We start from the raw sequence: 18089 nt of genomic DNA, 5'->3' as shown, positions 1-18089 counted from the left end.
CTGAGAGATACTGTCAGAAGTATGTGATACGCTGCCGCTCTAGTCGCATCGCTTCAGTTAAAACAGATTAACTAAAACATGCGTCCAAAGTGCAGTTGGTTCTACAATAAGGTTTTTAAGCAACTTGCTTTTCAAACCCCGGCTGGGTTTTAAACTTCCCGGCCCTTCTGACCATTTTCTGCTTCAGTGTTCAGCCTTGGGCGAACCACAGAAGCTGCGCATTATATACGGAAATTTTAGCTTTGGCAAAACGATCGAATAACGAATCGAATAACAACAGATCAACACCCTTGCCCGAAGCGCCGCCGGACTTCGATCCTGATGTCCCGTCCCGTGAAGCCATCCTGAAAGCGCTGCGCGCCGCAGGCTCGCCGCTGTCTCCGGTGGAACTGGCCGAACGCATGGGCGTCGAGCGCGCCGCGACGATGGTGGGATTTGAGCGCCGCCTGGGCGCCATGGAGCGCGACGGCCAATTGATGCCCAACCGCAAGGGCGTGTTGCTGCTGGCCACCAAACTGGACTTCGTCGCCGGCAAGGTGCTGGGGCATCGCGACGGCTTCGGCTTCCTGTTGCGTGACGACGGTGGCCCGGACCTGTTTCTGTCGCCGCGCGAAATGCTCAAGGTGCTGCATGGCGACCGTGTGCTGGTCAAACCCACTGGCGAATACCGCGGCAAGCCGGAAGGCACCATCGTCGAAGTCATCGAGCGCCGCACCAACAAGCTGGTGGGGCGCTTCCTGCACGAGCATGGCCTGTCCATCGTCGTGCCCGAGGACCAGCGCATCAAGCATGACATCCTGATTCCGCCCAGCGACACCAACGGCGCCCAGCATGGGCAGGTGGTCGCGGTTGAAATCATGGAGCAGCCCACTCGCCACACGCAGCCGCTGGGCCGTGTGGCCGAGGTGCTGGGCGAGATCGACGATCCCGGCATGGAAATCGAGATCGCGGTGCGCAAGTTCGACGTGCCGGTCGATTTCTCGGAAGCCGCGCTCAAGCAGGCCGCACGCCTGCCGGACGTGGTCAGGAAGACCGATCTCAAGGACCGCGTCGACCTGCGCGACGTGCCGCTCATCACCATCGACGGCGAGGACGCGCGCGACTTCGACGACGCGGTGTACTGTGAGCCCGTGGAGCTGGGCGCGGGCCAGCGCAAGCGCCCGGGCTGGCGCCTGCTGGTGGCCATCGCCGACGTCAGCCACTATGTGCGTCCGGGTGACGCCCTGGACGACGACGCGATCGAACGCGGCACCAGCGTGTACTTTCCGCGCCGGGTCATCCCGATGCTGCCGGAGTCGTTGTCCAACGGCTTGTGTTCGCTGAACCCGGACGTCGACCGCCTGGTGCTGGTTTGCGACATGGTCATTCCGGCCAGCGGCGCCAAGGCTGGTACGGTCACGGCCTACCAGTTCTATAACGCGGTCATGCACTCGCATGCGCGCACCACCTATACGAACATCTGGGCCGCCCTGCAACAGCCCGGCGGTCCTGCCGCGCACGCCATGCGCAGCGTCATGCCCCAGGTCCAGCACCTGTATGAACTCTTTCAGCTGCTGGCGCAAGGGCGCAAGAAGCGCGGCGCCATCGACTTCGACACGGTCGAGACCAAGATCGTCTGCAATGAGCTCGGCCGTATCGAGCAAATCGTGCCGTCGGTGCGCAACGATGCCCACAAGCTGATTGAAGAGTGCATGCTGGCCGCCAATACCTGCGCGGCCGACTTCATGACCCGCAGCAAGCATCCCGGCCTGTACCGCATCCACGAAGGCCCCACGCCCGAACGCCTGCAGTCGCTGCGCGAATTCCTGCGCACCATGGGCCTGTCGCTGGGCGGCGGCGAGACGCCCACGGCCAAGGATTACGGCGACTTCCTGGATTCGGTGCGCGGACGCCCCGACTACCAGCTGTTGCAGACGATGTGCCTGCGCTCCATGCAGCAGGCGGTCTACAGCCCCGACAATATGGGCCACTTTGGCTTGTCCTATCCCGGCTACAGCCACTTCACCTCGCCCATCCGCCGCTATCCCGACCTGCTGACGCATCGTGTCATCAAGGCGTTGCTGGCCGGTCAGCGCTATGTGCCCAGCCTGGAAGACCAGCCTGTGGTGATCGGCCGCACGCAGCGCGAGCACGAACATGCCATCTGGGAAAAGATGGGCCTGGTGCTGTCCGCCAGCGAGCGCCGCGCCGACGAGGCGTCGCGCGACGTCGAAGCCTGGCTCAAGTGCTGGTTCGTCAAGGAGCGCGTGGGCGAGGACTTCAGCGGCACCGTTACCGGCGTCGCCAGCTTCGGCATCTTCGTCACGCTGGACACCCTGCACGTCGAAGGGCTGGTGCATGTTTCCGAACTGGGCGGCGAGTATTTCCAGTTCAACGACGCCCTGCACGAGTTGCGCGGCGAACGCACGGGCATGCGCTACCGCCTGACCGACAAGGTGCAGGTGCAGGTGTCGCGCGTGGACCTCGAAGCCCGCCGCATCGAGTTCCGCCTGGTGCAGGGCACGAGCTTCGACGCCTTGCGCAAGGCGTCGGCCCGCAGCCCGGACGAGCCCTCGCGCCGTGTCAAGAAGGCCGCGTCGCCCAAGCCCGCCGCCCTGAAGGGCCAGACCGCCAAGGAGCGCCGCGCCGAGGCCAAGAAGGCCAGCAAGCCGCCGCGGGCGCCCAAGGCATCCAAGCGCGCAGCGCCGGCCAAGAAGGCCGCGCACAAGCGCCACTGACACTTCCTTATGGCGAGGCCGTCGTATGGCGGCTGCGCCATAAGGGGTAACATTGCATCTATGGCCGGCTTGGTCCGGTGGCCCGCCCCGCTCTGGGGCGGGTATTCGTTTATCTAAAGGTATTGCATTTATGGCGTCGACCCAAGTCCTGGCCGGGTTTCACGCGGTTGTTGCGCGGCTGCGCCACGCGCCCGACTCGATCAAGGAAATCTATGTAGAGGCGTCGCGCCGCGACAAGCGGATGCAGACGTTCATCGAGCAGGCCGAAAAAGCGGGCTGCCGCCTGCATCCGGTCCCCATGGAGCGCCTGGACGGCCTGTCCCGCGGCACCCGCCATCAGGGCGTGGTGGCGCTGGCCGAAGAGCGCCAACTGGCGGTGGACGTGGATGAGGTACTCGATGTCATCGAAGGCCCGCCGCTGCTGTTGATCCTGGATGGCGTGACCGATCCCCACAACCTGGGCGCCTGCCTGCGTACCGCGGATGCCGCCGGCGTGCACGCCGTCATCGCGCCGCGCGACCGGGCCGTCGGCCTGAACGCAACCGTGCAGCGCGTGGCTTGCGGCGCGGCCGATACCGTGCCCTATCTGATGGTGACCAACCTGGCGCGCACCATGCGCAGCCTGAAGGACCGTGGCGTGTGGCTGGTGGGCACCGACGACCAGGCCACCGACAGCATGCATCAGATCGATGCGCGCCAGCCCATGGCCTGGGTCATGGGGGCGGAAGGCGAGGGCATGCGCCGCCTGACGCGGGAAACCTGCGATCAACTGGTGAACATCCCCATGCTGGGTTCGGTGGAAAGCCTGAACGTCAGCGTGGCCAGCGCCGTCTGCCTCTATGAAACCGTGCGCCAGCGCCGTTCCTGATTCATCCGTCTTACCTATCTTGTAGACCATATCCTCTTCGCGTCAGCCCATCATGCACCAGAACGGCTTTACCACCACGATCCTCCATTCCGACCGCAAGCAATCCGTCGAGCACGGAGCGGTGCACAAGCCCATGCATCCGTCCTCGGAGTTCGCCTACGAAGACGCCCGTGAGCTGGCCGCGGTCTTTCAGGGCAAGGCCGGCTTTACCTACGCCCGCCAAGGCACGCCCACCACCACCGCGTTGGAGGCCAAGGTCAACCAGATGGAAGGCGGCAAGGGCACGGTCAGCTTCGCGACCGGCATGGCGGCGCTGGCCGCCATCTTCACCACGCTGCTGCGCCGAGGCGACCATCTGGTGTCCAGCCAGTTCGTGTTTGGCAACACCAACAGCCTGCTGGGCACGCTGCTGGAACTGGGGGTGGAAATCACCTTCGTGGACGCGACGGATTCGGCGCAGGTGCGTGCGGCGATCCAGCCCAACACCCGCATGGTTTTCACCGAGACCATCGCCAATCCGGGCACGCAGGTTGCTGACCTGGCCGTGATTGGAGAAATCTGCCGCGAGAAGGGCCTGGTCTACGTGGTCGACAATACGCTGACCTCGCCCTGGATGTTCCGGCCTGTCTCGGTCGGGGCGTCCCTGGTGATGAACTCGCTGTCCAAGTACATCGGCGGCCATGGCAATGCGTTGGGCGGCGCCGTCACGGACACGGGGCTGTATGACTGGTCGAATTACGCGAACATCTACGAGGCCTATCGCAAGGGACCGTCCACCAGTTGGGGGCTCACGCAGGTCAAGAAGAAGGGCCTGCGCGACATGGGCGGCACCCTGGCTGCCGAGCCTGCGCACCGCATCGCGGTAGGCGCCGAGACCCTGGCCCTGCGCATGGCCAAGCACTGCGCCAACGCGTTGGCGCTGGCGCGCTTCCTTGAGGATCATCCGGGCGTGGCCAAGGTGCATTACCCTGGGCTGGCCAGCCACCCGCAGCATGCGCGCGCGGCGGCGTTGTTCGGCTCGCGCTTCGGCGGCCTGTTGGGCGTCGAACTGGCGGACGGGGTGGACTGCTTTGATTTCCTGAACCGCCTGCGCATCGTGCTGATGGCGACTCACCTGGGCGATACGCGCAGCCTGGCGCTGCCTGCCGCCCACACCATCTATTACGAGATGGGCGCCGAGCGCCGCAAGCAGATGGGCATCGCGGACAGTCTCATCCGCGTGTCCGTGGGCATCGAAGACGAGGCCGATCTGCTGTTTGATTTCGATCAGGCGCTCAACGGCTGCCTGCAGGGATAATGCGGCACGCGCGCGACCGGTGGCCGGGCGCGCCTGCAACGCAATCGGGATAGCGCCCATGCTCATACAGATCGCAGAAGTCTTCACGCCAGAAGAGGCGGCCGAGATCCGGCGCCGCCTGGACGCCGCCGATTGGGTCGACGGCAAGGTCACCGCCGGCTATCAGTCGGCCGAGGTCAAGCGCAACCGCCAGCTGCCGGAGCAGCATCCCCTGGCGCAGGAGCTGGGCAACCTGATCCTGCAGCGCCTGGCGGCCAACAACCTGTTCATGTCGGCCGCGCTGCCGCGCAAGATCTTTCCGCCCTTGTTCAATCGCTATGAGGGCGGGGAAGCGTTCGGCTATCACGTGGACAATGCGGTGCGCGGCATCGCCGGCACGGCTGAGCGCGTGCGCACGGACCTCTCGGCCACGCTGTTCTTTTCCGAGCCCGATTCCTACGATGGCGGCGAGCTGGTCATCGACGACACCTATGGTCCGCGCGCAGTGAAGCTGCCCGCAGGGCATATGGTGCTGTACCCGGGCACCAGCCTGCATAAGGTCAATCCGGTGACGCGGGGCGCGCGCGTATCGTCGTTTTTCTGGATGCAGAGCCTGGTGCGCGAAGACAGCCAGCGCGCACTGCTGCTGGACATGGATGTGGCCATACAGCGCTTGAATCAGGATGCCGCGGGGCATCCCTCCATCGTGCAACTCACCGGCATTTATCACAATTTGCTGCGTCGATGGGCCGATGTCTGACGCAAGTTAACGATCGCGTTCGAGGGTGTCGCGCAAACCCCGAAATGCGTGTTTCTGTTTATTGCGAAACGGTCTAAAAGCTAGTATTGACGCGGGTTGTGGTGAGGTTTTCGCTTGACAGCCGCGCCACGCCAAGGCCTAATACACGTCTGCGTCGCTGGTGATTTGAAGGCAATTTGCCATTGAATCCAGGCGGCGCAGCAGTTTAAAAGTTGTGCTTCGCAGCGCAAGAAAAAAGTTTATCCACTGTCTGTTCGTCGTTTGTCGGTTTTGCGTCTTCTGCGGCGTCCATCATGACGGCCATGAACTGCACTCCGGCAGACTCCATACCTTGTGAGGGGTACACCTGAATGAACAAAACCGAACTCATCGATCACATCGCCAGCAAGGCCGACATCTCCAAGGCCGCCGCTGGTCGCTCGCTCGACGCCCTGATCGGTGCCGTCAAGACCACCCTGAAGAAGGGCGGTACGGTTACGTTGGTTGGCTTTGGCACGTTCGCTGTGTCGGCTCGCGCCGCGCGCACCGGCCGTAATCCGCGCACTGGCGAAACCATCAAGATCAAGAAGGCCAAGGTGCCGAAGTTCCGTCCGGGCAAGGCCCTGAAGGACGCCGTCAACTAATGGACGGCGGGCGGGTCGCAGGCATTCAGGCCTGGCGATTTGCCCACAACTGCGCGGTCCGGTATACTCCGGCCCGCGTATTGCTTTTGAGTGCCCCGGTTGGCAGTTGCTTGTACGGATTTTTCGCGAATTTCGTCTTGAGGCTGCATCAAAATGGGTGCTTAGCTCAGTTGGTAGAGCGGCGCCCTTACAAGGCGTAGGTCACAGGTTCGACCCCTGTAGCACCCACCAAAAGCTCCGATATGCGCTCCACACAAAACCCGCACACGTCATGGTGGCGGGTTTTTTGTTTTGCGCGCGCCGCATCGCTCGTGCCAGTTGATCTCGCTCAGAAATGTAGGACGGGATCAGATGAAATAGGACGTGCGAATCATTCGCATTTAAGATATTATTGTGGGCTTGTACCGGTCAGCCGGCGTCGCCATCGCGTGTGCGTCTTTCCTGGCTGGCCGGATAAGTCAATGCACCCTGGCTGATTCATGCCTAGTTTTCAACGCGGTTGGAATTCTTCTTCGCGCTCTTCATTCGGTATACGCGCAGGCGCTGGCCTGACGGTCCTGGCGCTGCATGCGGCAGTGGTAGGCGCCATCTTCATGGCACCCGAGAATCGTCCTGAACTCGAAGAACCCGAAGCCATCATGGTGAGCGTGGTGGATGCGCCCATTCCCCAGATCGCCAAGGCCGAGCCCACTCCCGAGGAGCCGCAGCCGGTGACGGAAACGCCGCCCGAGCCGCCGCAGCCCGAGGTCGAGCCCGAACCGGAGCCTGAACTCAAGCCCGAGCCGGAACCTGAACCCGAACCGGAGCCGGTGGTTGAAAAGCCGCCGATGCCGGCGCCCAAACCCAAGCCCAAGCCGCCACCCAAGCCTAAACCCAAACCCGAGCCCAAGCAGGACGTCAAGGTCGAGCCCAAGCCGGAAGCGCCAAAGGCGCCGCCCAGTGGCGCGCCCGAAGGCACGCAGGCGCCGCAAGGGCCGCAGCAAGGGCCGCCGCCGGATCAGCCGGTGCTGGTATCCAGCATCGAATTCCAGGGGGCGCGCCCCATGCCCAATTACCCGATGGCATCGCGCCGCATGCGGGAAGAGGGCCGCGTGGTGGTGCTGGTCGAGATCAACACCCAGGGGCTGGTCGAGCGGGCAACCATCGATGCGTCCTCGGGCTTTCCGCGCCTGGACGAATCGGCGCTGGCAGCCGCCCGCAAGGGTCGTTTCAAACCGTATACCCGTAACGGCGTGGCCTATCCCGCCAAAGCCAAAATTCCGTTCGATTTCGTAATGAGGAACTGAGATGTCCAACGCACTGCATAGCGCCACCCTGGTGGCGCAGGCGACCACCAGCCCGGCAGCGCCGGCTGCCGCCGCCGCTGCGCCTGCCGCGGCTGCGGCCGCGCCCGCAGCTCAACAAGCCGCCTCGGCGGTCGGTGCCACGGCTCAGCAAGCCGCCGGCGCTGTCCAGCAATCGGCCGACGCGCTGCACGGCGCCGCCGCCGCGCTGCCCTCGGCGCTGCCTGCCGCGCCGGCCCCCGCCGCGGTCCCCGACATGGGCTTCATGCACTTCATCGCGCAAAGCGACTTCGTCGGCAAGGGCCTGTTCATCATCCTGATCCTGATGTCGCTTGTGACCTGGTACCTGATCCTGGTCAAGGTCGCGAGCAACGTCAGCATGCGCAAGCGCTCCGCGGACTTCCTGAACAAGTTCTGGAACGCCAGCTCGCTCGAACAGGTCGAAAACGAAATCGTCACGCATGGCGCGCGCGATCCGTTCTCGCACCTGGCCAGTCACGCCATGCATGCGCAGGCGCATCACAACAAGTTCGGCGCGACCAAGCTTGAAGAGTCGGGCAGCAACTCCGATTTCGTTACGCGCACCATGCGCAAGGTCATCGACGAAGAAACCGCGAAGCTGGAAAACGGCCTGACCGTGCTGGCTTCGGTGGGTTCGACGGCGCCGTTCGTGGGCCTGTTCGGCACGGTGTGGGGCGTGTACCATGCTCTGGTCGGCATCGGCCTGTCCGACGGCGTGACCATCAACCGCATCGCCGGTCCGGTGGGCGAAGCGCTGATCATGACGGGGCTGGGCCTGGCGGTCGCCATTCCCGCGGTGCTGGCCTACAACACCTTTGTGCGCAACAACCGCGTGTTCCTGTCGCGCCTGGATGCCTTTGCGCATGACTTGTTCGCGTTCCTGACCACCGGCCAGCAGGTCGCTCTGTCCGACGGCAAGGTGCGCGCCCTGCGCCGCCAGAACGGCAACGGCGCTGCGGCTCAACGCGGGAGCGAATAATGGCCTTTGGCAGCTTCGAGGGCAAGGGATCCGGAAGCCATACGGTTTCCGAGATCAATATGGTGCCCCTGATCGACGTGATGCTGGTGCTGCTGGTGATCTTCATCATCACCGCGCCGCTGCTGGCGCATTCGATCAAGATCAACATGCCCCAGGTGGCCGCCGAGCAGATCGAGGAAGAACCCAAGACCGTCGACCTGGCCATCGATGCCAGCGGGGCGCTGTTCTGGGACGAGAAGCCGGTCAATATCGATGACCTGCCCAACCGTTTCAAGTCGATCGCCGGCACCAAGCCGCAACCCGAGATCCGCATCCGCGCGGACCAGAACACGCGTTACGAGACCCTGGCCAAGGTCATGGCTTCGGCCCGCCGTTCGGGCATGACGCGCATCGGGTTCGTGACCACGCCTCCGTCCGGCGGCGTCGCCGGCTCAGCAGCGCCCGCTGCGGCCGGGGCCGCCCCGGCTCCGTCCGCACCTTGAACGCTTCCCGGCCCCGGGGCGCATTTCGCGCCCCGTTCCGGCCGGGATCGCGCTAGAATCGCCGCATGCGAGTTCTGGTAATCGAAGACGACACCACCCTGGGCCACGCGCTCCAGGAATTTCTGGCCGACCAAGGCTATGCGGTCGACTGGCTGACCGAGGGCGACCGGGTTCTGGGCGCCTTGGCGGGGCAGCCTTACGACCTCATGCTGCTCGACCTCAACCTTCCGGGCATGAGCGGGCTGGACGTGCTGCGGCAATTGCGCCAGGACGGCAACCAGGTTCCCGTGTTGATCCTCACCGCCCGCGATGGCATCGAGGACCGCGTCGCCGGCCTGGACGCCGGGGCGGACGACTACGTCACCAAACCTTTCGAACTGCCCGAGCTGGCGGCGCGCGTGCGCGCCTTCGGCCGGCGCCGCGCCGGCCAGGCGCAGCCCCTGATTGAAGTCGGCCCGCTGGTGTTCGACACCGTTGGCCGCGAAGTCCGCGCCAATGGCCAGCGCCTGTCGCTGTCGGTGCGCGAGCTTTCCGTGCTGGAAATGCTGATGGCCCGTGTCGGTCGCGTCGTGACCAAGCGCCAGATCGTGAACTCGCTGTCGGCCTGGGATGCCGATTTCAGCGAAAACGCCGTCGAAGTCTACGTGTACCGCCTGCGCAAGCGCCTGGAAGGCACTGGTGCCAGCATTCAAACGGTACGCGGCTTTGGCTACATGTTGGATGTGGAAACGGCCTGACGGGCCGGCTGCGGCCGCGTCGCACCGGCCGCGCGCATCCATACGCCTAGGCGAGGGCATTGCGTCATGATGCAGGAACGCACTCCTACCGCTACTCCGGTTTCCCGCCCCTTGCTTCCCTCCCGTTCGCTGGCGCGGCATCTGGTCATCCGCCTGATGCCGCCGATCCTCCTGCTGGTCCTGTTGGACCTGGCGGCCACCTGGGTCATCACGCACAAGATCGACATGTCGCTCTGGATGCTGGAAGATTTCTTCTGGCTGATGGTGGTGGGGCAGGTCGCGTTGATCGCGCTGTTCACCTGGGTGGTGATGCAGGGCGTGCGTTCGGGGCTGCGGTCGGTCAACCACCTGTCCGAAGAGATCCGGCAACGCTCCATCGACGACATGCAGCCGCTGGAAGTGGCCGGCGTGCCGGTCGAAATCGAGCCACTGGTCACGCACACCAATGATCTGCTGCTGCGCCTGGATGCCTCGCTGGCGGCGCAGCGCCGCTTCATCGGCCATGCGGCGCACCAGCTGCGCACGCCTTTGTCGGGGTTGCGCCTGGAGTCGGAATTGATGCTGGCGCGCCCCTTGCCCGACGACGTGCGCGCGCGGGCCGAACGCATCAAGGCGGTGAGCGACCGCATGATCCGCCTGGGGCAGCAGTTGCTGGTTCTGGCGCGCGCCGATCCTAACGCCCGTCCGCAGGACAGCTTCGTGCGCATCGACCTTTGCGAATGGGTGCGGGCGAACGGCGCGGAATGGTTTCCGCGGGTGCGCGAGGCGCACTACGAGCTGGATCTGGTCGCGCCGGACGCGCCCATCTGGATCGACGCCGATCCCTTGCTGCTGGCCGAACTGCTGGGCAATCTCATCGACAACGCGCTGCGCTATGGCAACAAGACCGGCCGCATCACGCTGATCGTCGGCGCCAATCCGCCTTCGCTGACCGTGGAGGACGATGGGCCGGGCATTTCTCCCGATGAGCGCGAACGGGTGTTCGAGGCGTTCTACCGTTCTCCCACCGCGACCGCGGGCGGGTCGGGCCTGGGACTTGCCATCGTGCGGGAAATCGCGCACGCGCATGGCGCCTGGTGGAAACTCACCAGCCGTCCGGACTTTTCAGGAACACGGCTGTCCGTCGTGTTTCCCGGCCCCCGCAAGGGCGCCCAACTTACTCGTCAAGAACCTACATCATGAGCCAAGGTTCGGCCAGCGTTCCTTCGTCGTCCAACGGGCAAACACTCGGCGGGCACGCGCCATCGTCGCGGGCCGCCCTCATCATGGGGGCGCTGGGCGTGGTGTACGGCGATATCGGCACTAGTCCCTTGTATACGCTGCGTGCCTGTCTGACGGGACTGAGCGTGCACACCGACCTGGAGCCTGCCCACCTGCTGGGCGTGCTGTCCATCCTGTTCTGGATGCTGATGGTGGTGGTGTCGTTCAAGTACGTGACGCTGGTGCTGCGCGCCGACAACCGCGGCGAGGGCGGCACGCTGGCCTTGCTGGAACTGGCGGTGCGCGGGCGTGAAGGCAAGCTGCGCTGGGCGCTGATCGTGCTGGGAATTTTCGGCGCGGCGCTGTTCTACGGCGACAGCATGATCACGCCAGCCATTTCAGTGCTGTCGGCGCTCGAAGGGATAGGCATCGTGTCGCATCAGCTGGATGCCTGGGTCGTGCCGCTGTCGCTGGTGGTGCTGATTGCGCTGTTCGCGATCCAGTCGCACGGCACGGGCGCCATGGGCAAGCTGTTCGGTCCGGTGATGCTGTTGTGGTTCGGCACGCTGGCGGCGCTGGGCGGCTGGCAGATCTGGCAGACGCCGGAAGTGCTGCGGGCCTTGAATCCGATGTGGGGTTTGCGTTTCATCGTCGAGTTTCCGTGGATCAGTTTCGTGCTGCTGGGGGCGGTGGTGCTGGCCTTGACCGGCGCCGAGGCGCTGTATGCCGACATGGGCCACTTCGGCCGTCCGGCGATCCGCCGCGCCTGGTTCAGCATGGTGCTGCCGGCCCTGACGCTGTGCTATTTCGGCCAGGGCGCGCTGTTGTTGCGCGATCCGACCGCGATCCGCAATCCGTTCTTCATGATGGCGCCGGAGTGGGGGCTGGCCCCGCTGGTGGCCTTGGCCACCATTGCGACCATCGTGGCGTCGCAGGCGGTGATTTCGGGCGCTTATTCGGTCACGCGCCAGGCGGTGCAGCTGGGCTTCTGGCCGCGCATGCAGATCCTGCATACGTCGGCCATCGAGAAGGGCCAGATCTATCTGCCGCAGGTCAATGCGCTGCTGCTGTGCGCGGTGCTGATCCTGGTCCTGCTGTTCCGCAATTCGGACAACCTGGCTGCCGCTTATGGCTTCGCGGTCACGGGGACGATGTTCACGACGTCGGTGCTGGCTTTCGCGGTGTTGCCGCGCGGTTCGACCGGCATCAAGCGTGTGCTGTGGATGGTGGCGCTGGGCCTGTTGCTGTTGTTCGATGTGCTGCTGTTCTCGGCCAATGTGTTCAAGATCCACGAGGGTGGCTGGCTGCCGCTGCTGGTGGCGATCGTGGTGTTCACGCTGATGATGACGTGGCGCCGCGGCCGCCGGCTGCTGTCGGAGATGCAGCAGCGGGACCGCCAGCCGCTCAAGGAATTCATGGCGCAGCTCGAAGAGTACCCGCCGTCGCGCGTGCCGGGCACGGCCATCTTCATGACGATGAACTCGGGCAATGTGCCGCCGGCGCTGCTGCACAACCTGAAGCACAACAAGGTGCTGCATGACCATGTGCTGTTCCTGACCATTCTGGTGGCGGACGTGCCCTATGTTTCGCCCGAGGAGCGCTTCTCCGTGACCAAGCTGTCGGCGTCCAGTTGGCAGGCGACGATCAACTACGGCTTCAAGGAAGATCCGGATGTGCCGGAGGCGCTGCGGCTGGTGGCCGAGGCGTATCCGGAGATCGATCTGGAGCCGATGCGGACTTCCTACTTCCTGTCGCGGCAGACGGTGGTGGCGGCGAAGAAGCCGGCGCTGTGGCGCTGGCGGCGGGCGGTGTTTTCGTTCATGGCGCGGAACTCTACTCGGAGTACCAAGTTCTTCAAGATTCCGGCTAATCGGGTGGTGGAGATGGGGATGCAGGTGGAGCTTTAGGCTCTTGCTTGCTCCTTGGTGGTGATTTGCATTCTGTTGACGCCTGGGGCGGCGGGGGCCTGCCGCCCCAGGCTGCGTCGGCTGAATGTGTCCCGTTGCTGGGGAGGGCGGTGTGCTTGGCGTTCTCGCCTAGGGTGGGGTGTGGTGGACGATCTTGCGGGGCTCGCCCCCGGCCGGCCGCGCAGGCGGCCTTTGGGGGCTTACGCGGTGTCTTGCGGTAGGTGATGACGCTGCGCGCTGGTCGTGACTGTCTTTAGTGGGCTCGCTCTCATCGAGGTTGGCGCCCGATCGCTCTTCGCCAAACAAAAAGCCCTTCGGCGTGCCGAAGGGCTTTCTGGTTTATGGCGTTGAAGAATTACTTCTTCTTGCCTTCGTCGCTCAGCTGCGGCAGCGAGCTGCCGGAGGAGGCGAGCAGGCCGGTCTTCACGTAGGTGAAGAGCTTGCCGCGGGTGTCGACGATGTCGAGGTTGCGCATGGTGAGCTGGCCAATGCGGTCCGCGGGCGTGAACGGGGCGTTTTCGACCTTTTCCATGGACAGGCGCTCGGGGGCGTAGGTCAGGTTGGGCGATTCCGTGTTCAGCAGCGAGTAGTCGTTGCCGCGGCGCAGTTCGATGGTGACTTCGCCGGTGACGGCGCGGGCGACCCAGCGTTGGGCGGCTTCGCGCAGCATGATGGCTTGCGGGTCGAACCAACGGCCCTGGTACAGCAGGCGGCCGAGCTTGCGGCCGCTTTCGCGGTACTGCTCGATGGTGTCTTCGTTGTGGATGCCGGTGACCAGGCGCTCGTAGGCGATGAACAGCAGGGCCAGGCCCGGGGCTTCGTAGATGCCGCGGCTCTTGGCTTCGATGATGCGGTTTTCGATCTGGTCGCTCATGCCCAGGCCGTGGCGGCCGCCGATGCGGTTGGCTTCGAGCATCAGTTCGACGGGGTCGCTGTATTCCACACCGTTCAGGGCGACCGGGTGGCCTTCCTCGAAGCGGACGGTGACTTCCTCGGCCTTGACGGCGACGTCGTCGCGCCAGAAGGCGACGCCCATGATGGGCTTGACGATGCGGATGCCGGAGTTCAGGTGCTCCAGGTCCTTGGCTTCGTGGGTGGCGCCCAGCAGGTTGGAGTCGGTGGAGTAGGCCTTTTCAGCCGACATCTTGTAGTCGAAGCCGGCCTGGCGCATGTACTCGGACATTTCCGAACGGCCGCCGAGCTCGTCGATGAAGCGCTGGTCCAGCCAGGGCTTGTAGATCTTCAGGTCCGGGTTGGTCAGCAGGCCGTAGCGGTAGAAGCGCTCGATGTCGTTGCCCTTGAAGGTGCTGCCGTCGCCCCAGATGTTGACGTCGTCTTCCTTCATGGCGGCCACCAGCATCGTGCCGGTCACTGCGCGGCCGATCGGGGTGGTGTTGAAGTAGGTGATGCCGGCGGTCGAGATGTGGAACGCGCCCGATTGCAGGGCGGCGATGCCTTCGGCCACCATCTGCGCGCGGCAGTCGATCAGGCGGGCCTTTTCAGCGCCGTAGGCCATGGCCTTGCGCGGGATCTCGTCGTAGTCGGACTCGTCGGGCTGGCCCAGGTTCGCGGTGTAGGCGTAGGGGATGGCGCCGTTGTTGCGCATCCAGAGGAGCGCTGCGCTGGTGTCGAGGCCGCCGGAGAAGGCGATGCCGACCTTCTGGCCGGTGGGAAGGTTCGGGAGGATAGTGGTCATTGTTTGAAGTGAGACGCCAACAGGACTTGGACAGCAGACTTTGACAGCTGCTAGCCGCCAAACAAGAGAAACGGACGCTATTTTAACTCTTTTGCCGCGGTCGGGCCGCCGGGGCGAACAGGGCCGGCAGCTCCAGCTGGCGGATCAGGAGCGCGGTGGCGGCGGCCAGCCGGGTGGCGGGGCGGTGGCGGGCGCTGGCCAGCACCAGATCATTGGTGATGGTCGGGTCGACGATGTCGCACAACGACAGCTCATGTTCCGCCGCCGGGCCGCGTGCGGCCGAGCGCGGCAGGATGGCGTAGGCGTCGCCCTGGGCGGCCAGTTCGACGATGGTCTGGACGGCGTCCACCTCGACGGCGATGGTCAGACGCACGCCCTGGGCGCGGCACACGCTTTCGACCAGGGTGCGGATGGCGTTGGGCAGGCTGGGCACCACCAGCGGGTAGTCGCCCAGTTGGGCCACGGTGACGCGCGGGGGCAGCGCGGGCTGGTGGCCGGCCGCGGCCACCAGCACCAGGTCCTCGCGGAACAGCGATTCGTAGGCCAACTGGGGCGAGGGCGCGGGGTCGTAGAGCAGGGCCAGGTCGACGCGGCCGGCCAGCAGCCATTCGCGCACCTGGGCGCTGAGGCCTTCAGCAACGGCGATGGAGGCCTCGGGGAAGCTGCGGCGGAAGGCCTGCACCAGCGGGGGCGTGAGCACGCGCGCGATGCGGGGCGGCAGGCCGACCACGACCTTGCCCGTGGGCGTCTCGCGCAGGGTCTGCAGGTCCTCCTTGGCGCGTTCGGCCAGGGTCAGCAGGGCGCGGGCATGCTCCAGGAAGCGCAGGCCGGCTTCGGTGGGTTCGGCGCCGCGGCCGTTACGGTAGAGCAGATGCTGGCCGAGTTCCAGTTCCAGCAGGCGGACCTGGCGGCTGAGCGTGGGTTGCGCCACGTCCAGCATTTCGGCCGCGCGCGAGAAGCTGCGCCTCTCGGCCACGCGCAGGAAGTATTCGATCTGCTTGAGGTCCATCGGATATTTGGAAAATCTATATCTGAAATCAAAGATATAGCATTGTTGGGCGGCGGGCAATCCGGGACCATGGCGTTTTCAACGCAGGAACCCGCCCGTGCCCGATTGCCGTCCTCCGCTAGCCGCGCCGTCCCGTCCCCGCCACGCCTTGCCGCCGGGCGCCTGCGATGCGCATTGCCACGTGTTCGGGCCGGCCGACGTGTTTCCGTACGCCGAGGGGCGCTCGTACACGCCGCCGGATGCGCCTTGCCAGGCCATGGCGGCGCTGCACAGTCGCCTGGGTGTGGAGCGCGCGGTGGTGGTGCAGGCCAACTGCCATGGCTCGGACCACCGCGCCTTGCTGGACGCGCTGGCCCAAAGCGGCGGCCGCTATCGCGGCGTGGCCCTGCTGGGAGCGGATGCGACCGAGGCCGGCGTCAGGCAATTGCATGAGGGTGGCGTGCGCGCGGCCCGTTTCAACTTCGTGCCGCATTTGGGCGGCGCGCCGGATCCGGCGGTCTTCGACCGGGTCGTGGCGCTGATCGCGCCGTTGGGCTGGCATCTGTGCCTGCACCTGGACGGCGCGATGCTGCCGGAGCTGCTGCCGCGCCTGGCCGCGCTGCCGCTGCCCTTCGTGGTCGACCACATGGGGCGGTTGAAGGCGGGCGATGGCTTGGCGTCGCCTGCGATGCAGGCGCTGCTGGGGTTGGCGCAGGTGCCGCAGGCCTGGGTCAAGGTGTCGGGCATCGACCGCATCGCATCGGGCAAGCGGCCGTTCGCGGAGGGCCTGCCCTTTGTGCGCGCGCTGGCCGAGGCGTTGCCCGATCGCTGCCTGTGGGGCACGGACTGGCCGCATCCGAACGTGGCGGGCGATATGCCCGACGACGGCGAGCTGGTCGACCTGTTTTTTGAAGCTTGTCCCGATGCGGCCTTGCGCCAGCGCATCCTGGTGGACAACCCGGCGCGGCTGTACGGATTCGAGTAGGCGCGGCAAACGCCGCCGCCATGAGGCGGCGCGCGAACGACAAGAAAATTCCATTCAATCAGGAGACACCATGTTCAAGAAAATACTGTCCGCCGGCCTGCTGAGCCTGGCCGCCCTGGGATCCGCCCATGCCGATGGGCCGGTGCGCCTCATCATTGCCTTCCCGCCTGGCGGGCCGGTGGATCTGGTCGGCCGGGTGCTGGCCGAGCAATTGGGCAAGGAGCTCAAGCAGCAGGTCATCGTGGAGAACAAGGCCGGCGCCAACGGCAACATCGCCGCGGCCTACGTGGCCAAGGCGCCCGCCGACGGCTCGGTGCTGTTCCTGACCAGCGTGGGCGCGGTCGCGATCAGCCCGGCGCTGTACAAGGATCTGCCGTATGACCCCGTGCGCGATTTCGCGCCGGTGTCCAAGGTGGTCAACAACGCCACGGTGTTCGTGGTCAATCCGTCCAATCCGGCGGTCGACGCGGCGGACTTCGTCAAGAAGTCGCAGGCCGCCTCGCAATCGGTCGCGATCGGCTCGTCGGGCATCGGCAGCATTCCCCACCTGACCCTGGAAATGTTCGCCGATTCCAGCAAGGCGAACGTGATGCACGTGCCATACAAGGGCGCGGCGCCGGTCATCAATGACGTGATGGGCAACCAGGTGTCCGGCTTCTTCGGCGACGTGCCGGGCCTGATCGGCCATATCCAGGGCGGCAAGTTGAAGCCCCTGGGCATCGCCGCGCCGACCCGCCATCCGCTGCTGCCCGAGGTCAAGACCCTGGCGGAGCAGGGCATCGCCGGCGTGGAGTCCAACAACTGGTACGGCATCGTCGCGCCCGCCGCCACGCCGCCGGCCACGATCGACAAGCTCAACCAGGCCGTGCGCGCCGCGCTGAACACGGAAAGCGTGCGCGCCCGCCTGGAGAAGTTCGGGGCCCAGGCCGCTCCCGGCAGCCCGCAGGAACTGGCTGCCCTGATCGCGTCCGACCGCGAAAAGTGGACCTCGCTGATCCAGCGCAAGAACATCCGTCCGGAGTGAAGATGAACGCATGCAGAGTAGGGCTGGTGACGCCGGGCAGCCGCCCGGAACTGGCCGCGATCGAGGCGCGGATATCGGCTGCGCGGGGGCGCATCTCGCCGCTGTACCAGGTGCTGTTGAACAGTCCGGCCGTGGTCCAGGGCTGGGAAGCCATGCTGACCGCGATCCGCCTGAACACGGCGGTGCCGCCGCGTCTGCGCGAGCTGATCATCCTGCGCGTGGCGACCTTGAACAACGCACCGTACGAGTTCGAGGCGCATGTGCCGCACGCGCTGGCTGCCGGCATGCCGCAGGCGCTGGTGGACGCGTTGCGCGGCGGTCCGGCGCCGTCGGAACTGCAAGGCCTGGAAGCCGGCGAGGCCGAAGTGCTGGCGCTGACGGACGCCATGACGCGCGACATCGAGGTGCCGGACGCCGTGTTCGCGCCGCTGCGCGCGCGCTACGATGACACGCAGTTGGTGGAACTGGCGGCGACCGTGGGCGCGTACAACATGGTGTCGCGCTTCCTGGTGGCCTTGCGCGTAGGACATTAAAGGAGACTGG

At 65.4% G+C, this 18089-nt stretch carries 16 protein-coding genes and 1 tRNA gene; 15 read left to right on the top strand and 2 right to left on the bottom strand.

The window, feature by feature from the left end; genetic code table 11:
- Positions 1-242 precede the first annotated feature (242 nt).
- The 12 genes from rnr (at position 243) to IB268_RS15120 (ending at position 12853) form a co-directional block, all read left to right on the top strand.
- Positions 243-2717, top strand: a complete 2475-nt coding sequence (gene rnr / locus IB268_RS15175; RefSeq protein WP_119450517.1) for a ribonuclease R — start codon at positions 243-245, stop codon at positions 2715-2717.
- A 130-nt stretch (positions 2718-2847) separates the two neighbouring features.
- Positions 2848-3585: a 23S rRNA (guanosine(2251)-2'-O)-methyltransferase RlmB gene (gene rlmB / locus IB268_RS15170; protein WP_013392619.1), complete on the top strand. Its 738-nt coding sequence runs from the start codon at positions 2848-2850 to the stop codon at positions 3583-3585.
- A 52-nt stretch (positions 3586-3637) separates the two neighbouring features.
- Positions 3638-4882, top strand: coding sequence for a cystathionine gamma-synthase family protein (locus IB268_RS15165; RefSeq protein WP_054451127.1), 1245 nt, complete (start codon positions 3638-3640; stop codon positions 4880-4882).
- Positions 4883-4940: 58 nt separating this feature from the next.
- Positions 4941-5621, top strand: coding sequence for a Fe2+-dependent dioxygenase (locus IB268_RS15160; RefSeq protein ID WP_119450515.1), 681 nt, complete (start codon positions 4941-4943; stop codon positions 5619-5621).
- Positions 5622-5971: 350 nt separating this feature from the next.
- Positions 5972-6244, top strand: a complete 273-nt coding sequence (locus IB268_RS15155; RefSeq protein ID WP_003812968.1) for an HU family DNA-binding protein — start codon at positions 5972-5974, stop codon at positions 6242-6244.
- Positions 6245-6399: 155 nt separating this feature from the next.
- Positions 6400-6475: transfer RNA gene (locus tag IB268_RS15150), tRNA-Val, on the top strand.
- 248 nt (positions 6476-6723) lie between these two features.
- Positions 6724-7530 (top strand): energy transducer TonB, encoded by an 807-nt coding sequence (locus tag IB268_RS15145; RefSeq protein ID WP_054451129.1) that lies wholly within the window; start codon positions 6724-6726, stop codon positions 7528-7530.
- A gap of 1 nt (position 7531) precedes the next feature.
- The gene (locus IB268_RS15140; protein ID WP_054451130.1) at positions 7532-8527 is read left to right on the top strand and encodes a MotA/TolQ/ExbB proton channel family protein; all 996 of its coding nucleotides are present in this window, start codon (positions 7532-7534) and stop codon (positions 8525-8527) included.
- Positions 8527-9009: a biopolymer transporter ExbD gene (locus IB268_RS15135; RefSeq protein WP_054451131.1), complete on the top strand. Its 483-nt coding sequence runs from the start codon at positions 8527-8529 to the stop codon at positions 9007-9009. Before IB268_RS15140 ends, IB268_RS15135 begins: the two co-directional genes overlap by 1 nt.
- A gap of 65 nt (positions 9010-9074) precedes the next feature.
- Positions 9075-9746, top strand: coding sequence for a response regulator transcription factor (locus tag IB268_RS15130; RefSeq protein WP_006218435.1), 672 nt, complete (start codon positions 9075-9077; stop codon positions 9744-9746).
- A gap of 66 nt (positions 9747-9812) precedes the next feature.
- On the top strand, positions 9813-10928 hold the full coding sequence (locus tag IB268_RS15125) for a HAMP domain-containing sensor histidine kinase (protein WP_225589140.1): 1116 nt from the start codon (positions 9813-9815) through the stop codon (positions 10926-10928).
- Positions 10925-12853 carry a potassium transporter Kup gene (locus tag IB268_RS15120; protein WP_192354493.1) on the top strand — a complete coding sequence of 643 codons (1929 nt, stop codon included), beginning with the start codon at positions 10925-10927 and terminating at the stop codon, positions 12851-12853. Before IB268_RS15125 ends, IB268_RS15120 begins: the two co-directional genes overlap by 4 nt.
- A 355-nt stretch (positions 12854-13208) precedes the next feature.
- On the opposite strand, the gene argG is transcribed toward IB268_RS15120, so the two are convergent.
- Positions 13209-14549 (bottom strand): argininosuccinate synthase, encoded by a 1341-nt coding sequence (gene argG, locus IB268_RS15115; protein ID WP_013392627.1) that lies wholly within the window; start codon positions 14547-14549, stop codon positions 13209-13211.
- An 82-nt stretch (positions 14550-14631) separates the two neighbouring features.
- Positions 14632-15558, bottom strand: a complete 927-nt coding sequence (locus IB268_RS15110; protein WP_175181686.1) for a LysR family transcriptional regulator — start codon at positions 15556-15558, stop codon at positions 14632-14634.
- A gap of 97 nt (positions 15559-15655) precedes the next feature.
- Here IB268_RS15110 and IB268_RS15105 point away from each other — a divergent pair, with 97 nt between their 5' ends.
- The 3 genes from IB268_RS15105 to IB268_RS15095 all read left to right on the top strand — a co-directional run bounded on the left by IB268_RS15105 (position 15656) and on the right by IB268_RS15095 (position 18079).
- Positions 15656-16522 (top strand): amidohydrolase family protein, encoded by an 867-nt coding sequence (locus tag IB268_RS15105; protein ID WP_192354492.1) that lies wholly within the window; start codon positions 15656-15658, stop codon positions 16520-16522.
- A gap of 70 nt (positions 16523-16592) precedes the next feature.
- Entirely contained in the window at positions 16593-17546 is a 954-nt protein-coding gene (locus IB268_RS15100; protein ID WP_119450511.1) for a tripartite tricarboxylate transporter substrate binding protein, read from the top strand.
- A 2-nt stretch (positions 17547-17548) separates the two neighbouring features.
- Complete coding sequence (locus tag IB268_RS15095; protein WP_054451135.1) at positions 17549-18079, top strand: carboxymuconolactone decarboxylase family protein; 531 nt, start codon at positions 17549-17551, stop codon at positions 18077-18079.
- Positions 18080-18089: the final 10 nt, after the last annotated feature.

Origin of the sequence: Achromobacter sp. ACM01 (genome assembly GCF_014851745.1) — a bacterium.
Taxonomy (GTDB): domain Bacteria; phylum Pseudomonadota; class Gammaproteobacteria; order Burkholderiales; family Burkholderiaceae_B; genus Achromobacter; species Achromobacter aegrifaciens.
Note: the sequence above shows the minus strand (reverse complement) of the source record. Positions and strands in the feature narration are given on the sequence as shown.

What these genes read in the sequence shown, in the direction of transcription:
- rlmB (WP_013392619.1), top strand. Translation starts at nt 2,848, where the DNA reads ATGGCGTCGACCCAAGTCCTGGCCGGGTTTCACGCGGTTGTTGCGCGG.
- IB268_RS15165 (WP_054451127.1), top strand. Translation starts at nt 3,638, where the DNA reads ATGCACCAGAACGGCTTTACCACCACGATCCTCCATTCCGACCGCAAG.
- IB268_RS15160 (WP_119450515.1), top strand. Translation starts at nt 4,941, where the DNA reads ATGCTCATACAGATCGCAGAAGTCTTCACGCCAGAAGAGGCGGCCGAG.
- IB268_RS15155 (WP_003812968.1), top strand. Translation starts at nt 5,972, where the DNA reads ATGAACAAAACCGAACTCATCGATCACATCGCCAGCAAGGCCGACATC.
- IB268_RS15145 (WP_054451129.1), top strand. Translation starts at nt 6,724, where the DNA reads ATGCCTAGTTTTCAACGCGGTTGGAATTCTTCTTCGCGCTCTTCATTC.
- IB268_RS15140 (WP_054451130.1), top strand. Translation starts at nt 7,532, where the DNA reads ATGTCCAACGCACTGCATAGCGCCACCCTGGTGGCGCAGGCGACCACC.
- IB268_RS15135 (WP_054451131.1), top strand. Translation starts at nt 8,527, where the DNA reads ATGGCCTTTGGCAGCTTCGAGGGCAAGGGATCCGGAAGCCATACGGTT.
- IB268_RS15130 (WP_006218435.1), top strand. Translation starts at nt 9,075, where the DNA reads ATGCGAGTTCTGGTAATCGAAGACGACACCACCCTGGGCCACGCGCTC.
- IB268_RS15125 (WP_225589140.1), top strand. Translation starts at nt 9,813, where the DNA reads ATGATGCAGGAACGCACTCCTACCGCTACTCCGGTTTCCCGCCCCTTG.
- IB268_RS15120 (WP_192354493.1), top strand. Translation starts at nt 10,925, where the DNA reads ATGAGCCAAGGTTCGGCCAGCGTTCCTTCGTCGTCCAACGGGCAAACA.
- argG (WP_013392627.1), bottom strand. Translation starts at nt 14,549, where the DNA reads ATGACCACTATCCTCCCGAACCTTCCCACCGGCCAGAAGGTCGGCATC.
- IB268_RS15110 (WP_175181686.1), bottom strand. Translation starts at nt 15,558, where the DNA reads ATGGACCTCAAGCAGATCGAATACTTCCTGCGCGTGGCCGAGAGGCGC.
- IB268_RS15100 (WP_119450511.1), top strand. Translation starts at nt 16,593, where the DNA reads ATGTTCAAGAAAATACTGTCCGCCGGCCTGCTGAGCCTGGCCGCCCTG.
- IB268_RS15095 (WP_054451135.1), top strand. Translation starts at nt 17,549, where the DNA reads ATGAACGCATGCAGAGTAGGGCTGGTGACGCCGGGCAGCCGCCCGGAA.